General features: G+C 63.8%; 14 protein-coding genes. 7 read left to right on the plus strand and 7 right to left on the minus strand.

Translation table 11 applies throughout. The annotated features are described in order from the left end of the window. The first annotated feature begins 12 nt into the window (after positions 1–12). From ACFQPB_RS01610 to htpG, 5 genes are all read left to right on the plus strand, one after another. Positions 13–2,373: a putative bifunctional diguanylate cyclase/phosphodiesterase gene (locus ACFQPB_RS01610; protein ID WP_382219235.1), complete on the plus strand. Its 2,361-nt coding sequence runs from the start codon at positions 13–15 to the stop codon at positions 2,371–2,373. 9 nt (positions 2,374–2,382) lie between these two features. Continuing rightward, the gene (locus tag ACFQPB_RS01615; protein WP_382219236.1) at positions 2,383–3,405 is read left to right on the plus strand and encodes a pseudouridine synthase; all 1,023 of its coding nucleotides are present in this window, start codon (positions 2,383–2,385) and stop codon (positions 3,403–3,405) included. A 28-nt stretch (positions 3,406–3,433) separates the two neighbouring features. Beyond that, entirely contained in the window at positions 3,434–4,453 is a 1,020-nt protein-coding gene (locus ACFQPB_RS01620) for a GGDEF domain-containing protein (protein WP_382219238.1), read from the plus strand. 201 nt (positions 4,454–4,654) lie between these two features. Beyond that, a complete protein-coding gene (locus ACFQPB_RS01625; RefSeq protein WP_382219240.1) occupies positions 4,655–6,217 on the plus strand; it encodes an Ig-like domain-containing protein in 1,563 nt (520 codons plus the stop codon). 155 nt (positions 6,218–6,372) lie between these two features. After that, entirely contained in the window at positions 6,373–8,310 is a 1,938-nt protein-coding gene (gene htpG / locus ACFQPB_RS01630; protein ID WP_382219242.1) for a molecular chaperone HtpG, read from the plus strand. On the opposite strand, the gene ACFQPB_RS01635 is transcribed toward htpG, so the two are convergent. Next, positions 8,291–9,970 (minus strand): glycosyltransferase family 39 protein, encoded by a 1,680-nt coding sequence (locus tag ACFQPB_RS01635; RefSeq protein WP_382219244.1) that lies wholly within the window; start codon positions 9,968–9,970, stop codon positions 8,291–8,293. The genes htpG and ACFQPB_RS01635 overlap by 20 nt on opposite strands. 141 nt (positions 9,971–10,111) lie before the next feature. On the opposite strand from ACFQPB_RS01635, the gene ACFQPB_RS01640 reads away from it, so the two are divergent. Further along, a complete protein-coding gene (locus tag ACFQPB_RS01640; RefSeq protein WP_382219246.1) occupies positions 10,112–12,277 on the plus strand; it encodes a protein-disulfide reductase DsbD family protein in 2,166 nt (721 codons plus the stop codon). 167 nt (positions 12,278–12,444) lie between these two features. On the opposite strand, the gene ACFQPB_RS01645 is transcribed toward ACFQPB_RS01640, so the two are convergent. From ACFQPB_RS01645 to ACFQPB_RS01665, 5 genes are all read right to left on the minus strand, one after another. After that, the gene (locus ACFQPB_RS01645; RefSeq protein WP_382219248.1) at positions 12,445–13,440 is read right to left on the minus strand and encodes a Bug family tripartite tricarboxylate transporter substrate binding protein; all 996 of its coding nucleotides are present in this window, start codon (positions 13,438–13,440) and stop codon (positions 12,445–12,447) included. A gap of 47 nt (positions 13,441–13,487) precedes the next feature. After that, positions 13,488–13,778, minus strand: coding sequence for a porin (locus ACFQPB_RS01650; RefSeq protein WP_382219250.1), 291 nt, complete (start codon positions 13,776–13,778; stop codon positions 13,488–13,490). A 146-nt stretch (positions 13,779–13,924) separates the two neighbouring features. Continuing rightward, positions 13,925–14,269, minus strand: coding sequence for an EthD family reductase (locus ACFQPB_RS01655; protein WP_382219252.1), 345 nt, complete (start codon positions 14,267–14,269; stop codon positions 13,925–13,927). Between the two features lie 70 nt (positions 14,270–14,339). Beyond that, a complete protein-coding gene (locus tag ACFQPB_RS01660) occupies positions 14,340–15,071 on the minus strand; it encodes an SDR family NAD(P)-dependent oxidoreductase (protein WP_382219254.1) in 732 nt (243 codons plus the stop codon). Positions 15,072–15,105: 34 nt separating this feature from the next. Next, entirely contained in the window at positions 15,106–16,011 is a 906-nt protein-coding gene (locus tag ACFQPB_RS01665; protein ID WP_382219256.1) for a fumarylacetoacetate hydrolase family protein, read from the minus strand. A gap of 105 nt (positions 16,012–16,116) precedes the next feature. On the opposite strand from ACFQPB_RS01665, the gene ACFQPB_RS01670 reads away from it, so the two are divergent. Further along, positions 16,117–16,833, plus strand: a complete 717-nt coding sequence (locus ACFQPB_RS01670) for a GntR family transcriptional regulator (protein WP_382219258.1) — start codon at positions 16,117–16,119, stop codon at positions 16,831–16,833. A gap of 177 nt (positions 16,834–17,010) precedes the next feature. On the opposite strand, the gene ACFQPB_RS01675 is transcribed toward ACFQPB_RS01670, so the two are convergent. Then, a complete protein-coding gene (locus ACFQPB_RS01675) occupies positions 17,011–17,778 on the minus strand; it encodes a GntR family transcriptional regulator (protein WP_382219260.1) in 768 nt (255 codons plus the stop codon). Positions 17,779–17,871 lie beyond the last annotated feature (93 nt).

Raw genomic sequence — 17,871 nt, forward strand, 5'->3', positions numbered from 1 at the left:
GGATGCGGTCACATGACGCGTTGGCGCGCCTGGTTGCGCGACGCGCCCCTGTCCACCCGCACGGTGGCGGTCATGTTGGTGTTGTTGCTTTTGGTGCAGGCCGTGGCTTTCGGCATCGTGCGTGCCACCGTCAACGCGCAGGTGCGCAACGAGATGAGCGCCGACCTCCTGGTGGGCGAACGCGTGTGGCTGCGCCTGTTGGAGCAGAACGCCGAACGGCTGCGGCAGGCGTCTTCGGTGCTGGCGGCCGACTTCGGCTTTCGCGCGGCGGTGGGCACGGGCGATCAGCCCACCATACGCTCAGCCCTGGACAACAGCGGCGAACGCATCGGTGCGGCCGTCACCGTGCTGTTGGACCCCGGCTTGCAGTTGGTGGTGACGAGCGAGGCCGCCGAGGGGGGCATGGCCGCCAGCGCCTTGCAGCAGGTGGCTGCCGAACTCTCGCGCGACAGCCGGGGCAGCCGCATCGCCCGCGTCAACCGCGTGCCCTACCAGTTTGTGATGGTGCCCGTGCGGGCGCCCACCCTCATTGGCTGGGTGCTCATGGGCTTTCAGATCAACCAGGCCCTGGCCGACGATTTGTACCGTGTGTCGGGTGTGCACCTGGCGGTGTTCTCGGGCACCGACGACGCCCACCTCAGCCTGGTGGTGACCACGCTGGCGGGCCACGAGCCGGTGCTGACCGAGCTCGCGCTCACGCAGGCGGCAGACATCGGCATCGGCGGTGAAACCTTTGTGGCGCGGCACGCCACGCTGCCAACGCCCCGTGGCGTGGTGCGCAGCGTGTTGTTGCGCTCGGTGGCCGACGCGGTGGCGCCCTACACCCGTTTGCAGCTCATGCTGGCGCTGGTGACCGTGGCTGGGGTGGGCCTGTTTGCGGTGGGCAGCGGGCTGGCCATGCGCCGCGTCACCCAGCCACTGGCCGCACTGACGGCCGCCACCGCCGCGCTGGAGCGCGGCGACTACGCCGCCGACCTGGGCGACATGGCGCGTGGCGACGAAGTGGGGCAGCTCGCGCGCGGTTTTGCCCGCATGCGCGACAGCCTGGCCGAGCAGCGGCGCGAAATTTTGCAACTGGCCTACTGGGACCGCCTGACCGGCCTGCCCAACCGCGAACGGTTTCGGCAACAGTTGGTGCAGGCCATTGCCGACAGCCGCACCACCGCCAAACCCATGGCGGTCATCACGCTCAACGTGGACCGGTTCAAGCACGTCAATGACGTGTTGGGTTACGCCTTTGGCGACGAACTGCTCAAGGCCGTGGCCGAGCGCCTGAAGCAGCAGGTGTTCCGCGAGGGCGACATGGTGGCGCGCCTGGGCGGCGACGAGTTCGCCATCCTGCTCTCGCGCACCGACGCCGAGGGCGCGGTGCGGTTGACCGAGCGCATCACCAAGGCCTTCGAGGTGCCGTTGGCCTTTGACGAGCAGACCGTGGACCTGAGTGCCAGCATGGGCGTGGCCTGCTGGCCCGCCGACGCCGACGACCCCGACCTGTTGATGAGCCGCTCCGAAATCGCCATGCACGCCGCCAAAAGCAAGACCGCCGGCGTGTTGCTGTATTCGCCGTCGCTGGATTCGTCGAGCACCCAGACCCTGTCGCTGTTGACCGACTTGCGCCACGCCCTGCAGCACGGCGAGCTGCGGCTGTTCCTGCAGCCCAAGCTGGACGCCACCAGCCAGCAGGTGGTGGCCGCCGAGGCCCTGGTGCGCTGGCAGCATCCGCAGCGCGGGCTGGTGCCGCCCCTGCAGTTCATCCCCTTTGCCGAGCAGACCGGCTTTGTGCGCCAGCTCACCTTGTGGATGTTTGAGGAGGCGGCGCGCCAGTGGGCCTCGCTTCAGCTGCCAGGTCAACCGGTGCGGGTGGCCATCAACCTGTCCACCCGCGACCTGCTGGACCAGGATTTTCCGCAGCGCCTCGCGGGCATCCTCAAACAGCATGGGCTGGCCTCCAGCGGCTTTTGCCTGGAGATCACCGAAAGCGCCATCATGGACGACCCGCAGCGCGCCGAGGCCACGCTCAACCGCCTCGCGGCACAGGGCTTCAAGCTGTCCATCGACGACTTCGGCACCGGCTACTCCAGTCTGGCCTACCTCAAGCGCTTGCCGGTGAGCGAGCTCAAGATCGACAAATCCTTCGTGATGGGCATGGCAACCGATGAGAGCGACGCCAAGATCGTGCGCTCCACCATCGACCTGGCGCACAACCTGGGCCTGAGTGTGGTGGCCGAAGGGGTGGAGACCGCCGCCATCCTGGCGCAACTGCGCGCGCTGGGTTGTGACGAGGCCCAGGGCTACTTCATCAGCAAGCCGCTGCCGGCGGTGGAGTTCAATGCCTGGCGCACCCGCTGGGATACGCGGGCCCCCGGCGCATAATTCGCCGCCATGTCCGAACCCAAGCCCCCCAGCCCGCCCGAACGCAAGCGCCTGTCGCTGTCCAAACCCGCCGCCAAGGCGGCGCCACCCGCGCGGCGTGGCGGGGCAGCCGGGCGCCCATCGGACCGCCCCCCTGCTGGCCTGTACCCCGCACCTGCGCCCCGGCCCACCGGGGGCATCCGTTCCACCCTGCAGAGCCAGGCCCAGCAGCGGGCGCCTGCGCCGGTGTCCGCCACCCGCGAGGCCGGGCTGATCCGCCTCAACAAACGCATGGCCGACCTGGGCCTGTGTTCGCGCCGCGAGGCCGACGAATGGATCGCGCGCGGCTGGGTCAAGGTCAACGGCCAGCCCGCCGACATGGGCCAGCCTGTGGCGCCCGATTGCCAGGTCGAGGTGCTGCCGCAGGCGCAACATCAGCAGGAGGCGCGCGTCACCATCCTGCTGCACAAGCCCGTGGGCTATGTGAGCGGCTTGCCCGAAGACGGCCACGAGTCGGCCGCCGTGCTGATTTCGCCACGCAGCCACTGGGCGGACGACCGCAGCCCACGCCGCTTCGAGGCCTGGCACACACGTGGCCTGGCGCCGGCCGGCCGGCTCGACATCGACTCCACCGGTCTGTTGGTGATGACGCAGGACGGCCGCGTGGCGCGCACCCTCATTGGCGAGGACTCCGGTATCGAGAAGGAGTACCTGGTGCGGGTGCACTACATCGGTGACGGCCCCGACGCCCATCCCAACGCGCCCCTGGTGACGCAAAACGTGCAAGCCGCCTTGCCGCCAGCCCAGCTGGCGCGCCTGCGTCACGGCCTGAGCCTGGACGGCCAGCCGCTCAAACCCGCGCAGGTGGACTGGCAAAACCCCGAGCAGCTGCGGTTTGTGCTGACCGAGGGCAAGAAGCGCCAGATCCGGCGCATGTGTGAGCAAGTGGGCTTGCATGTGGTGGGTTTGAAGCGCATACGCATCGGCAAGGTGGTGCTGGGCAACCTGCCGGTGGGTCAGTGGCGCTATCTGGGGGCCACCGAACGTTTCTGAGTGTGTCTGAGCGCCGTACACTTTTCCCATGCCACACCCCGACGCCCCACCCCTGCCCGAGAACGAGGCCCAGCGCCTGCAGGCGCTGCGGCGTTACGACATCCTGGACACGCCCCCCGAGCAGGCCTTTGACGACCTGAGCATGTTGGCGCGCCTGGTGTGTGACACGCCCACGGCCCTGATCAACCTGATCGACGACGAGCGGCAATGGACCAAGTCGGCGGTGGGCGCGGAGGTGTCCGAACTGCCCCGCTCGTTGTCTTTGTGTGCCCACGCCATCCTCCAACCCGACGTGCTGATGGAAGTGCCCGACGCCCTGGCCGACCCCCGTTTTGCCCACAACCCCATGGTCACGCGCGAAGGGGGGCTGCGCTTTTACGCGGGCGTGCCCCTGGTCACCGCCGAAGGCCATGCGCTGGGTTCGCTGTGTGTGATCGACGTGCGCCCACGCCGCCTGGACGACGCGCAGCGCGAGGCCTTGCGCGCTCTGGGGCGCCAGGTGGTCACCCAGTTGGAGCTGCGCCGGCTGGCGCGCTGGTTCCAGACCCAGAGCACGGTGGATGAGCTGACCCAGGTGTGGAACCGGCGTGCCTTTGACCAGCGCCTGGCCGACGAATGGGCGCGCCATGGCCGCCGCACCGAGCCCCTGGGTCTGCTCATGATCGACGTGGACCACTTCAAGCGCTACAACGACGAGCTCGGGCACCCGGCCGGCGATCGGGTGCTGAGTGAGGTGGCCAGCGTGGTGGGCGATGCGCTGCGGGGCACCGACCACCTGTCGCGCTACGGGGGCGAGGAGTTTGTTGCCATCCTGCCGACCACCGGTGTCAACGGCGCCATGCCGGTGGCCCAGCGTGTGCGCCAGGCGGTGGAGCGCCATGCCTGGCAGCCCCGGGGCGTGACGGTGAGCGTGGGCCTGGCCAGCCTGGTGCCAGCCAAGGACGTGCCGGCCCAGCAACTGCTGGAACGCGCCGACCACGCCTTGCTGCTGGCCAAACGGCGCGGCCGCAACCGCGTCGAGGCCTTTGCCGGCTGGCAGCCGCTGTAGGCCCATTTTCCTGGGCGTTACAACCGGAAGCGCCCAGCTCGCCAGAGGAAAAATCAAAAAATTTCAAAACATCCGCTGTGTCTTTCCGACCTCTCCCCGGACGTTTTTTGTGATGGTAGAGTTCCTCGGCCCTGGGCCGGTCTGCGCCCAGACGACCGCATCCCCAGAGAGGGATGGCATGTATTCAATCAGGGAGAAAAAATGAAAACCAAATCGCGTTGGCCTGCACCACGCTGTGCAAGCTCTGTCGCCGTAAGCGCCGTGTTGTTGGCGCTGTTGGTGGGATGTGGAGGAGGAAGCGGCGGTGGTGAAGCGGGCGAGGGGGGCGGCGTCACGCCAAATCCCTCGACCGGACATGTGGTGGATGTGTCGCCCGAATCGGTCGATGCTTACTGGGGGCACACCTCGGCACTGCAGGCACAAGTGAAGCAGGCAGATGGCCAACTGCTGACTGGCGCCGGGGTCACGTGGTCAAGCACCAACGAGGCGGTGGCAACCGTCTCCCCGGCTGGTGTTGTGCAGCACAACACCCCTGGGGATGCGATGATCGCGGCCAAGTTCTCCGACGCAACGGGGACGGCGCTGATTCGCACGCTTGGTTTTGACGTGCAATCACTTCGCATCAGCGATCAGAGCAATTGCGCCTTGAGTCAGGACAAGAAAGATATCTGGTGTTGGGGCAATAGCCATCCTCTTTTCGACAACAGGCCAGAGCTGCAGGCTCTCAGCTACCCCAGTCCGACCAAAGTCAATAAAGGGGCCATTCCTGCCAATACCACCATTCTTCAGGTGGCGCCGGGATTTCGATTCAGTTGTGCTTTGAGCGATGCGGGTGTTTATTGCTGGGGCGACCCCGACCAATCCGAATGGGAACTGAGGTCTATGGGGACGGGATTGAAGGCACCTTTCCATTTGCCTCAAAAAGTGTTGGCGGGCGAACTGCCCTCCAATGCCCAAATTGCCTCCATCAAAGTAGGGGCTGGGCACCGGGCGTGTGCTTTGACAGCAAGTGGCCAGCTTTACTGCTGGGGCGACTCGGGTGCTTTGATGCGTCCGGAAAACCAGCAGCAAGAGCGGTATGGACCGCCCTGGCTTGTGAACAAAGGTGCTGCGGGCGCTTCAGCTATCTCAGACTTCGCCTTGGGCGTGAACAGAAGCTGCATCGTTGCAAATGGCCAAGTGTTTTGTACCGCCAACAGGCCTTCAGAAACCTTCAAAGCGGTGGATGCCAGCGAGGCACCTGCCAATGTGCGGTTCACCAAGATCAAATCCGAGAAAAACAATGGGGATTTCATGGGGGTGCTTGGAAGCGATGGCTGGTTGTATCAAAAGGGCAGCGGGTCTGGTCGTCGGTATGGTCGCGGGAGCGCGGAGTTTATTTCCGATGAAAACAGGCTGCTTCCTTTGTTTCGAGGGCAAATTCCCGCAGATGCCAAAATTGTTGACTTTGCGGTGGGCGGCGTTGCCGCAAGCAGTTGCGTGATCGCAGACAACGGCAAAGCGTACTGCTGGGGAAGCGGCCACCACGGCTCCCTGGGAGATGGCAACCTTGATGCGCATGAGTCGTTGACTCCAACCGAAGTCTTGCAAGGCGATGTGCCGAACGGTGTGAAGTTGATCGCCATTGAATGCGGAACCTATCACTGCACCGCCATGGGAAGCAATGGACTCCCCTATGCGTGGGGCTATGCAGAGAACGCCGCAACAGGGCGAACCACCAGTTCGGCCGTGCCGCGTTTGGTATCCAAGGTCGACCTTCGTTGACGCCGTGTATGGAAAGCGGGCATGCCCGCTTTCCTGCTCGCGGGGTAGGGGCCTTGAAAATGACGCATCGCCCCCCAACTGTCAGGCGCAAAAATTGCCCAGTTTCCGCAGCACCGGCCGGCGCTGCGGCAAGACAGACAGACACGTTACCTACCATGAGCAAACACACCCATTCCTTCCAGGCCGAAGTGGCCCAGCTGCTGCACCTCGTCACGCACTCGCTGTACTCCAACAAGGAAATTTTCCTGCGGGAGCTGGTGTCCAACGCCTCCGATGCCTGCGACAAGCTGCGCTTTGAAGCCCTGAACAACAGCAGCCTGTTTGAAGATGCGCCCAACCTGGAGGTGCGCGTTGCCTTCGACAAGGACGCCAAGACGCTGACCATCACCGACAACGGCATCGGCATGAGCGAGGGTGAGGCCATCGACCACCTGGGCACCATCGCCAAGAGCGGCACCAAGGACTTCATGAGCCGGTTGAGCGGCGACCAGAAGAAGGACGCGCAGCTGATCGGCCAGTTCGGCGTGGGCTTCTACTCCGGCTTCATCGTGGCCGACAAGATCACCGTCGAGTCGCGCCGCGCGGGCCTCAAGCCCGAAGAAGGTGTGCGCTGGGTCAGCGGCGGCACCGGCGACTTCGAAACCGAAACCATCACCCGCGCCGCGCGCGGCACCAGCGTCATCCTGCACCTGCGCGAGGATGCCACCGAATACCTGAGCCACTGGAAGCTCAAGCAGATCATTGGCAAGTACTCCGACCACATCAGCCTGCCCATCCTCATGCAGAAAGAGGAGTGGGACAAGGACAAGGGCGAGTACATCCAGAAAGACGAGTGGGAGGCGGTCAACTCCGCCAGCGCGCTCTGGACCCGCTCCAAGAAAGACATCAGCGACGAGCAGTACGCCGAGTTCTACAAGAACCTCAGCTACGACCAGGACGCCCCGCTGGCCTGGAGCCACAACCGCGTGGAAGGCAGCAGCGAATACACGCAGCTGCTCTACATCCCCGCCAAAGCGCCGCACGACCTGTGGAACCGCGACCGCAAGGCCGGCATCAAGCTTTATGTCAAGCGCGTGTTCATCATGGACGAGGCGGAGGCGCTGATGCCGGCTTACCTGCGCTGGGTCAAGGGCGTGGTGGACTCGGCCGACCTGCCGCTCAACGTGAGCCGCGAGCTGCTGCAGGAAAGCCGCGACGTGCGCGCCATCCGCGACGGCAACACCCGCCGCGTGTTGGCCATGCTGGAAGACCTGGCCAAGAAGGACAAACCGGCCGAGGCTGCCGAAGGCGCCGACGGCGTGACCGACGTGGTGTCGGAAGAGGACAAGGCGCAGGCTGGCAAGTACAGCCAGTTCTACGCCGAGTTCGGCTCGGTGCTCAAGGAAGGCCTGGGCGAGGACTTTGCCAACCGCGACAAGATCGCCAAGCTGCTGCGTTTTGCCAGCACCTCGTCGGATGCGGTGGCCGTGTCGCTGGCCGACTACAAGGCCCGCATGAAAGAAGGCCAGGCCGCCATTTACTACATCACCGCCGACAACCTGGCCGCGGCAAAACACAGCCCGCAGCTGGAGGTGTTCCGCAAGAAGGGCATCGAGGTGCTGCTGATGACCGACCGCGTGGACGAATGGGCGCTGTCGCACCTGCACGAGTTCGACGGCACGCCGCTGCAAAGCGTGGCCAAGGGTGCTGTTGATCTGGGCTCGCTGCTGGACGAGGAAGAAAAGAAGGCCGCCGAGGCCGCCGCCGAAACCTTCAAGCCGCTGCTCGACAAGCTCAAGGAGAGCCTCAAGGACAAGGCCAAGGACGTTCGCGTGACCACCCGCCTGGTGGACTCACCGGCTTGCCTGGTGGTGGAAGACGGCGACGTGTCCAACCAGCTCGCGCGCATGCTCAAGGCGGCCGGCCAGCAGGCGCCGCTGTCCAAGCCCATCCTGGAAGTGAACGCCGAACACGCGCTGGTGAAGAAGCTGGATGGCTCGGCCCACTTCGACGACCTGGCCCACATCCTGTTCGATCAGGCCCTGCTGGCCGAAGGCGGGCTGCCCGAAGACCCGGCTGCTTACGTCAAGCGCGTCAACGCGCTGCTGGTGTGACGGCGGGGCGGTAGAAGAACACCGCGTACTCAAACGGCACCTGGCGCGGAAAGCGCCAGCCCTGGCGGGCCACCCGCAGGGTGACGGGGTCGCTGGCCTGGCCTTGCTGTGTCAACCAAGCGCGCATGTCCGCCAGGCACGCCTCGGGGTCTTTGCTGTAACGGGTGGAGGGCACCATGGCGGTGCCCGCTTTGTCTTCGTCTTTGAGGGCTGGGCGCGGGGCTTGCAGGCGCCCCAGCGGGCACAACAACACGCCGCCCTGTGTGGCCCAGTCGGCATGGGGCGCCAGTGTGGCGGGCGACACATCGGGCAGGCCCGGCAGGGCGCGGATCTGGCGATCTGCATAGAAGGCAAGCAAGGCGTTGTCGGCCCAGGCGCCACCGCTCCAACCCAGCGGCACACCCGGCACCTCGCGCGCCCACAAAGCCAACACATCCTGCGCAGCCTGTTCGGACGGGCGGTAGTGGTCCGGGTGACCTTGTTGTGCGCGCTGCCAGCCGTGCGCCAGGCCCACGGCGACCACCAGCGCCAGCACAGGCCATGCGGCGCGATGCAGCCGCCGTTGCGCGTTCTTGCTGCCATCGGGCCCCGCGTCTTGTGACAGGTTGCGCAGCCACAGCAGACTGAAGGCGTAGCCGATGGGGATGGACCAGGGTGTGGACAGCTCCACCGCGCCCGCCAGCCCAAACAACAAGGTGATGCCGCCGGGCAGGACCGCCAGCCAGAACACGGCGTCGTCCCAGCCCGTGGGGCGCCAACTGACCCACAAGCCCCGCGCCAAGCCGCCCAGCCAGCGGCGCTGGGTGCGGGCCGGTTGCACGCTGGCAAACACCGCCACACAGGCCAGCCAGGCCAGGCCCCAGTACACCAACGGCGTCAGGCCAAACTTGAGCAAAGCCTCCCACGCGGTGTCGCCGTTGCCCTGGTCCATGGCATAGCCCAGGGTGGCAAAGTCGCTGGAGCGCAGCCACGCCAGGTGGGGCAGCAGGGCGATGGCAAACACGGCCAGCGCCAGCCACGGCCACGGGCTCAGCAGCCAGCGGCGGCCCTCTGCGCGGGTGAGCGCCACCACCAGAAAACCCACCAGAAACACGCCGCTGTAGTACTTGCTCAGAAAACAGGCCGCCGCCAGCAGGCCCAACGCGATGTGCCAAGCCCACCCCCGTGCGCCCCGGCTGTCCATGGCGGTGAGCAGGGCCACCGCCGTCCACGGCCACAGCGACAGCAGTTGGCTGTTGGCGTTGAACTTGGCCGCCAGCGTGGTGTAGGGCAGGGCCCAGAGCAGCAGCAGCAGCGCCGTGGGGGCCAGGTGTGCCAGTTGCAGGCGCCGCGCGAGCACCGCCACGCCCCACAGGCCCACCGCCACGTTGGTGTAGGCCAGCAGGCGGTAGGCCCAGTCGGCGGTGGGGAAGACCGCAAACCACACGCCCACCACCCAGGCAAAAAACGGTGGGTGCTTGAACGTGCCCCATTCAAAGGTTTGCGCCCAGGCAAAGTTCTCCAGCATGTCGTGGTAGCTGTCGAGGTTGCCTTGGGCCAGCGACTGCAGCAGCGTCCACACCAGCGCGTGCACCAACACCAGTCCCACGGTGTGAACCCGGGCGGAATGTTGTGTGGGTGCCCGGGCGTGCGGCGGGTGCAGGGGGGTGGCGGGCGTCATGTCTGGCGCGGATTTTAGGTTTTCTGGCAATTGACCGCGCCCATGCGTGGTTTCACCCCTTCGCGACAACACTCGGTGACAATCCCGTTTCCCCACAGGCGCTGGAACTTTGTCAAACGCCTGTTCTCAGACCGTGTGCCCATGACCGCCCGAACCCCCCGTTTCTTTGCCTTGGCCAGTGTCTTCTGCGCCGCTTCCGTGTTGGCTCAGCCTGGCCAGGCCGTGGTCCGCACCGACCAGGTGCGCGCCGAGTTGCTGGCCCACGCGCCCGAGGGCGTGGCGCCGGGCAAACCGCTGTGGCTGGGCCTGCAAATCCAGCACGCCAAAGACTGGCACACCTACTGGAAAAACCCCGGCGACTCCGGCCTGCCCACCACGGTGGAGTGGAAGCTGCCCGCTGGCGTGACGGCCGGCGACATTGCCTGGCCCACGCCCAAAAAATTCCCCATCGGCCACCTGGCCAACTACGGCTACGAGGGCACGGTGCTGCTGCCGGTGCCGCTCACGGTGTCGCCCGATTTCAAGGGCACTGAACTGAGCGTGCAGCTCGATGCCGCCTGGCTGGTGTGTCGCAAAGAGTGCATTCCGGAAGAGGGCAGCTTCACCCTGCGCCTGCCCGCAGGCGCGGCCACCGCGGCCCACGCCCGCGCGTTTGACGACGCCGCCAGCCGCGTGCCCCGTGCCCAGCCGGCCGGCGACAGCCACGTGGCGCCCAGCGACAAGGCCTTGGCGGTGCAGGTGGCTGGCCTGCCGCCCGACTGGGTCGGCCAGACGCTCGAGTTTTTCCCCGAAACCGCCGCCGTCATCGAACCCGGCGCGAAGTGGACCCAGCGCTGGGACGGCAACACCTGGCGGGCCGAGATCCCGCTGTCCAGCCAACGCGCCGAAAGCCCCGCCGTGATGCCCGTGGTGCTGGCCCGCACCGGCGACATGGCGCCCGGTGAAAACACCCTGGGCGGCCTGCGCCTGGAACTGCCCGCGCGTGGCACCTGGCCTGCGCTGGCGGCCTTGCCCGGCGACGGTGGTGTGTCGCCTGCGCTGCAAGCCGCACTCGACGCCAATGCCGCGCGGGCTGCGGCCGCGCCAGGCAGCGGCGGCGCCACGCTGAGCCTGGGGCTGGCCCTGCTGGGCGCACTGGTGGGTGGGCTGCTGCTCAACCTCATGCCCTGCGTGTTCCCGGTGCTGGCCATCAAGGTGCTGGCCTTTGCCCAGCACGCGGACGACCGGCGCGGCCACCGGTTGGCCGGTCTGGCCTACACGGCGGGTGTGGTGCTGTCCTTCGTGGCGCTGGGCGCCTTGCTGGTGGCGCTGCGCGCGGCGGGTGAACAGATCGGCTGGGGCTTTCAGTTGCAAAACCCGGCAGTGGTGGCGGTGCTGGCGCTGCTGTTCACCGTGATCGGCCTCAACTTGGCCGGGCTGTTCGAGTTCAAACAACTGGCGCCCGGCCCGCTGGCCGCGCTGCAACTGCGCCACCCGGCGGCCGACGCCTTCTTGACCGGTGTGCTGGCCGTGGCCGTGGCCTCGCCGTGCACCGCGCCCTTCATGGGCGCCTCGCTGGGCCTGGCCGTGGGCCTGCCCACCGCACAGGCGCTGGCCGTGTTTGCCGCCATGGGCCTGGGGCTGGCGCTGCCCTACCTCGCCGCCAGCCTTTGGCCGGCGGTGGCGCGTGCGCTGCCGCGCCCCGGCGCCTGGATGAACACCTTGCGCCAGTTCCTGGCCTTCCCCATGTTGGCCACGGTGGTGTGGCTGCTGTGGGTGCTGGGGCAACAAAGTGGCATCGACGGCGTGGCCGCCTTGCTGGCGGTGATGGTGATGTTGGCGCTGGTGTTGTGGGCCTGGGGGCGCCAGGGCCGCACCCGGCAGGTGCTGGGCGGCCTGTCGCTGGCCGGCCTGGCGGCGCTGAGCTGGGCGGTGGCGCCGCAGGTCACGCGCATCGCGCCGGCCGACAACCTCAGCGTTGAGGCGACGGGCGATTGGCAACCCTGGTCGCCCGCGCGCATGGCGCAGTGGCAGGCCGAAGGCAAACCGGTGTTTGTGGACTACACCGCCGCCTGGTGCGTGACCTGCCAGTTCAACAAAAAAACCGTGCTGGCCGACGCCGCCCTGCTCGACGACATGCGCGCACGTGGCCTGGTGTTGGCTCGCGCCGACTGGACCCGCCGCGACCCCGCCGTGACCCAGGCCCTCAGCGCCCTGGGCCGCAACGGCGTGCCGGTGTACGCCATTTACCGCCAGGGCGCCGCGCCGGTGGTGATGTCCGAGCTGTTGAGCGCGGCCGAAGTGCGCGCCGCGCTGGCCCGTTTGTGATTGCCAGTAACCCGCGTGGAAATAGACAGTCGTGGTATCCGCAGAACCACCAGCAGCAAAGAAATCAAAGGTCTGCCGATCACCAACGCCGTAGTGCAAATCCGCCGTTCAGCTCGCTACTCAAGACGCTCGCGCCTGACCTGTCACATAGTCGTATTCGGCTTCCTTCATTCCGCGCGGATATTGAAGTCTTTCACGATCTTTCCATATCGCTCATAGTCAGATGCAATGCGTTGGCTGAGCACGGAAGACTCTCCACCTGTGGGCTTCATTGCCAGCGTTTCCATGCGAGCTACGACGTCCGGCATTTTAAGGATTTCATTGGTATGCTGATTCAGTAGTTTCACGAGCTCAGTGGGCATGCCTTTGGGGCCGAGCAACGCTTGCCATCCCGCCACTTCTGCTCCTTTGTACCCCGACTCTGCCAAGGTAGGGACTTGTGGCAAAAACGGAGACCGTTGAGCATCCGCCACGGCCAGAGGGACCACCTGACCGGATTTGATGAAGTTCCTTATTGGGCCTAGGGTGGAGTACATCAGGGGAATATGGCCTCCCACCATGTCCGCGACAGCAGGCATACTGCCCTTGTAAGCAACTTGCTCGATCTTTATGTCGGCAGATTTGTCAAATAGCTCGGCCAAAATGTGCATTGGTGACCCGTACCCGGGACTGGCATACGCCTTTATCTTCCCCGCTTTCACCGCATTCACTACATCTTGGGCGTTGGTGACACCCGCAGAAGCGGACGCCACCATGAAGAGAGAAACAGGCCCGATGCCAATGATGGGAGTCAAATCCTGAACGGGGTCGTACTGGGTACTTGGCCCGGCTTTCATCACCAAAGGACTGATGACGAAGGTATCAGGGGCCAACAGCAAGGTGTGTCCATCGGGCGCGGCTTTGGCGACGTAAGCGGTGCCAATCATGCCGGCGGCACCAGTGCGATTTTCCACCACCACAGGGCGCCCCAAGCGGGTGGTGAGCTTGTCCGCAATCAGGCGCGCGATCACATCGGTGTCACCGCCGGCGGGATACGCAACAACGAGCGTGATGACTTTGCTCGGGTAGGCGGCCTGAGAATAGGCTGGAGAGAAGCTGGCTACTGCCGCGACGGATGTTGCACCCACAAGAAGCTTGCGGCGCGTTATGAGAGAATTTTTCATAGCGTTTTTGAGTCCTGGATGATTGAAATGTGTCGAAATTTGACACATCAGAAGACGTGGCGAAGTCCCACGTTGAATGCTTTGTTGCCACTCCCCTGCTCGGTACCATTGCCAACTCGATACCCACTGAGCCCGATTATCTTTGCAAACGACAGATACACATCCGTCCGCTTTGACAAGAAGTAGTTGTACCCCAGTGCAAACTGATTGGCACTTGCGTTAGCGGTGGGCTTGCCGTGCTTGTTGATATACGAAACCATTACCTTGCCACTTCCTAGCGGTGCCGAAGCCCCCCAAAAAAACGTCACGTGGATTTTCGTTGAGCTAACCAAACACACGAGATCCTTTGTTGAAAGCGAAATGTCACGCGTGATCCGCTGGCAATGCCAGGGGCTCTTCTCGACTGAGCCAGATCCGACTTTTTCATTTTCAAGAGGTGGAAACGTTGAATGGATGCCGAGACAAGAGTTGAGCGGGGCATGAGTTACTTGGCGGCAGCCACCTTTTCGTCTGTAATCAAGTGTTGTGTGATGTGAAAAAGACGACCGTGGAACAACGGCATGATTTCCGCAAATTTGGCCTTCAGTTCTTTTCGGATCGGAAAGGTGAACGCATGATTCATGGCGTCCACAGACTCGTAGACTGACTCGAACGTCATGTAAAGCAAAGGACCGTTGTCCTCGATGGACTGAGCGCGCATGATCCGTACCGACTTGATACCCGGAAACTGGGTGGTCAGCGGAACGATCTCGGTTTCAACAAACGCATCGAAGCGAGCTCGGTCCTCAGGTTTGACTTCGCCCTCCAAAATGGCGGTTCTAACGATCATGATGATTTCCTTTCGGTTGGGATAAATTTCTGGACTGAAATGGACACGAGTGCGGGTCGTGGGGTGCCTTTCAGAGGCCTAGACCGCCCAGGGATTTGCCACCGTCCACAAACAGCGTCTGTCCCGTGATGAAGCTGGTGCGTGGAGACGCGAAGAACGCAATGGAGTTGGCGATTTCTTCCGGTGCAGCGGGCCTACCTGCGGGCTCCAAGGCACTCGCCGCCGCATGCTGATCGGGCGACATAGCACGCGTCAGTCCCGTGTCGGTAAAACCTGGAGCAATCGAATTGACCGCGATCTTTTTTTGACGCAGTTCCATTGCCATGGCACGTGTCAGTCCAATCACGCCCGCTTTCGATGCAACATAGTGCGCAAATCCAGTCCCACCCAAAGCCGCGCGAGACGATACAGTGATCACGCGGCCACCCGGCTTCATGCGTCTCACGGCTTCCTGTGCGGGGATGAAAACGCCCAGCAAGTTCACTTCCAACACGGAGCGGAATTCGTCGTCCGTGATCTCATCAAATGGGTGGGATGGCCCGATACCTGCGGCACAGACCATCACGTCCACACGCGACTCGGAGTCCAAGATTGCCGAGATGGCTTTGCGATCGCACACGTCCGTAACGCAGCCCACCACACGCCCATCGAAAGCTGCTGCATCTTTCACGAGCTGCTCGACCGCCGCCGTGTTGCGGTCCATCGCGATGACACGGAAACCGTCTTCCGCAAGCCGCAGAACCGTGGCGCGCCCTATGCCAGATGCGCCCCCTGTGACAAAGGCAGTCTGTTGAATGTTCATGGAAACTCCTTGTTGAATTGCATTCGAATCGGCGTCAAACGGACGGACCCACCGTTACATCAAGACGACCAAGGGACTCGATCTCCGCTTCGATCCTGTCGCCAGGTTTCAAGAAAGTTTTGCTTGCCATGCCGACGCCGGCAGGCGTGCCCGTGAGTACCACGTCACCAGGCTCCAAAGTCATGATGTTGGACAGCGTCACCAGCTGCTCACGGATATCGAAAACCATGCCCGATGTGCTTGCGTGCTGCTTCACCTCGCCGTTGACGCTGAGCTTCATGGTCAGGCTTTGAGGGTCCTTGACAAATGTCGCGGGTACGATGCCTGGCCCGATAGGGCAGCATGTGTCTTGTGCTTTACCCGCCACCCAATCAAATTTGTAGAAAGCTTCCGGCGCCCGATTGAAGTCCCGCGCAGAGAGATCAATTGCGATGGTGTATGCCGCAATGGACTCCAGCGCGTTGTCCATCGTCAGGCGGTGGCTGCGCTTGCCGATCACGAGCGCCAACTCGATTTCCCAATCGAACATCTGGCTACCCAGCGGGTATTGAACCGACGCCCCAGGCCCGACGATGGTTGTCCGCGGTGGCTTCATGAAAAAGAACAGACGCTGCGACTCTTTGCGCGGGGTGGGATCGCCCATTTCAACAAGATGGTCGTAGTAGTTCGCACCCGCGCAGAGCACTTTGTCGGGATACAGGAGCGGCGCGATGACCTTGGCTTCTTCACTGGAAATGCCACCTGAAGGCTTGTTGCCGCACACATCGGCAAAGCGCTGCAGGGCGTCCAGATGCCCCCCCCAATTCCGGAGCAACGCCATCAGATCGCCAGGGAGACCGAAAGATGAATCGGCAGACTCCAGCGGAAAAAAGCGGTCGCCAATCTCGACGCAACCCAGCGCCTTACCGGCGCGTTCAATGGTGGCTAGTGTGTATTTCATCTAAAGATTCCTTGGTGGATTTTCGTTAATGAGATGAATTTTATAAAAATCATGAGAAAAAATAAATAGGGTAAACCCGCATATATGTGTGTTAAAATCATTTTCATGAATGCAAAGTTCACAGAGACGGTAAAAAAATCTGAAGCACGGAGCGACAAAACCGTCGCCGAGTCTGCGTACAAGTTGCTTCGCGCAGATCTATTGCGTGGGCAGTTCGAGCCAGCTACACGCCTTCGTTTGAACGAGTTGCAAGCTCGCTATGGACTGGGTTTGAGTCCAATCCGCGAGGCTTTACTTCTTTTGACGTCAGAAGGGCTTGTTGCCGCCGAAGGCCAACGCGGCTTCTCTGTTGCTCCGGTGTCACTAGCTGATCTCATAGACCTCACACGCATGCGCAGGCTTGTTGAGACCGTTGCACTTACAGAGTCCATTGAGCGGGGTGACGATGAATGGGAGGTCGGCGTCATGTCGGCGTTCCACAGGCTTTCGCGCACTCCGATGCCCAGCAGTGCGAACGACGTGGACGCCGTGATGAAATGGGAGGAGAAGCACCGTGCCTTTCACAACTCGCTCATTGCCGCGTGTGGTTCGCCGTGGTTGTTGCGTTTTCATACGCAGCTTGTGGATCACACCGAGCGCTATCGTCAGGCTAGGCTGTTTAGCCCTACAAGGAAACTGCTTGGCTCAGAAAACGAGCATCAGGCCATCATGACAGCAGTGCTAGCGCGTAACAAAGGAGAAGCTTGCCGCTTGGCGGAAGATCATATCCAGCGCACAGCAGACGCGGTCGGACAGTGGCTCGCGTCGGAGTCAATCGAATGATTTGCTAAGGAAGGTCTGCACAACACCCGCTAAAACGAGTCACCGGGCGTGACTTTTTAAATGCTGGCCTCGAAGTCAAAGCCGGCCAGGGCGCGGTGCAGTGGGAAGCGGGCGACCTTCATCTGGTGCGCGTCCGCGATCAGAGGCGGTGCGCTGGGTATGTTTCGACTGACGGGCTCAGGTGGCGGCCTGTTCCGCCGCCGCGAGTCCCAACACCTTTTTCACCGCGCGGCCGGTTTCCCGGTAGTGCCGCGCCAGCAGGCCGGCGGCCAGTCCCGCGTCGCGCGCCACGGCCGCGTCGAGCAACTGGCGGTGTTCCAGGGTCACGTCACGTTCCAGTTTCCAGGACCGTCGGTCGCGCAAACTGGGCTGGCGGTAGCGCTCGGTTTGCGCGTAGAGCTGGTCGGAGAGGTCGAGCAACCAGCGCGAGCCGCAGGCGGCGATCAGGCTGCGGTGGAACTGGTGGTGGTGCATTTCTAAATGCGCGTCGTCGGCCTGCACGTGGTCCAAGGCGTTCGCACCTCGGTCGTTGGGTGTCTGCGTCAGCGTCTTGAAAGCCGCGACCAGCCGGGCCTCCCAGACGTCATCCCCCTTGGCCAGCGAGCGGCGCAGTGCCTCGCAGTCGATGACGATGCGGGTTTCGATGGTGTCCCACATCTCCTCCTCGGAGAAGGGCGCGACCCGGAAGCCCCGCGAGGGGGTGGATGTCACCAGTTTTTCGCTGTGCAGGCGGTTCAGGGCCTCGCGCAGCGGCGAATAGCTCAGGCCGTAGCGTTCCTTGAGGTATTCGAGGCGCAGCGCCTGGCCGGAGGGAATGGCTCCCGAGATGATGTCGCGCCGCAGCAGGCGGTGAGCCTGCTCGGCCAGCGTGATGGCTTCGTAGAGCTCACTGCTGGCTTCCGCCGGGGACGCGGCCGCCTTGGCGACCTTGATGCGGGGCTTCATCGCGGTAACCGGGTATGGGTAAGGGGGAGTAAATCACGCCAGCACATGGCTTGAATCATAGAGGCAAGCTTCTCGGCGCGGTCGCCCCCGGCC

Origin of the sequence: Hydrogenophaga atypica (assembly GCF_042665215.1) — a bacterium.
Taxonomy (GTDB): Bacteria; Pseudomonadota; Gammaproteobacteria; order Burkholderiales; family Burkholderiaceae_C; genus Hydrogenophaga; species Hydrogenophaga defluvii_A.

What these genes read in the sequence shown, in the direction of transcription:
- ACFQPB_RS01665 (WP_382219256.1), bottom strand. Translation starts at nt 16,011, where the DNA reads ATGAAATACACACTAGCCACCATTGAACGCGCCGGTAAGGCGCTGGGT.
- ACFQPB_RS01675 (WP_382219260.1), bottom strand. Translation starts at nt 17,778, where the DNA reads ATGAAGCCCCGCATCAAGGTCGCCAAGGCGGCCGCGTCCCCGGCGGAA.
- ACFQPB_RS01625 (WP_382219240.1), top strand. Translation starts at nt 4,655, where the DNA reads ATGAAAACCAAATCGCGTTGGCCTGCACCACGCTGTGCAAGCTCTGTC.
- ACFQPB_RS01670 (WP_382219258.1), top strand. Translation starts at nt 16,117, where the DNA reads ATGAATGCAAAGTTCACAGAGACGGTAAAAAAATCTGAAGCACGGAGC.
- ACFQPB_RS01660 (WP_382219254.1), bottom strand. Translation starts at nt 15,071, where the DNA reads ATGAACATTCAACAGACTGCCTTTGTCACAGGGGGCGCATCTGGCATA.
- ACFQPB_RS01635 (WP_382219244.1), bottom strand. Translation starts at nt 9,970, where the DNA reads ATGACGCCCGCCACCCCCCTGCACCCGCCGCACGCCCGGGCACCCACA.
- htpG (WP_382219242.1), top strand. Translation starts at nt 6,373, where the DNA reads ATGAGCAAACACACCCATTCCTTCCAGGCCGAAGTGGCCCAGCTGCTG.
- ACFQPB_RS01655 (WP_382219252.1), bottom strand. Translation starts at nt 14,269, where the DNA reads ATGATCGTTAGAACCGCCATTTTGGAGGGCGAAGTCAAACCTGAGGAC.
- ACFQPB_RS01620 (WP_382219238.1), top strand. Translation starts at nt 3,434, where the DNA reads ATGCCACACCCCGACGCCCCACCCCTGCCCGAGAACGAGGCCCAGCGC.
- ACFQPB_RS01645 (WP_382219248.1), bottom strand. Translation starts at nt 13,440, where the DNA reads ATGAAAAATTCTCTCATAACGCGCCGCAAGCTTCTTGTGGGTGCAACA.
- ACFQPB_RS01610 (WP_382219235.1), top strand. Translation starts at nt 13, where the DNA reads ATGACGCGTTGGCGCGCCTGGTTGCGCGACGCGCCCCTGTCCACCCGC.
- ACFQPB_RS01640 (WP_382219246.1), top strand. Translation starts at nt 10,112, where the DNA reads ATGACCGCCCGAACCCCCCGTTTCTTTGCCTTGGCCAGTGTCTTCTGC.
- ACFQPB_RS01615 (WP_382219236.1), top strand. Translation starts at nt 2,383, where the DNA reads ATGTCCGAACCCAAGCCCCCCAGCCCGCCCGAACGCAAGCGCCTGTCG.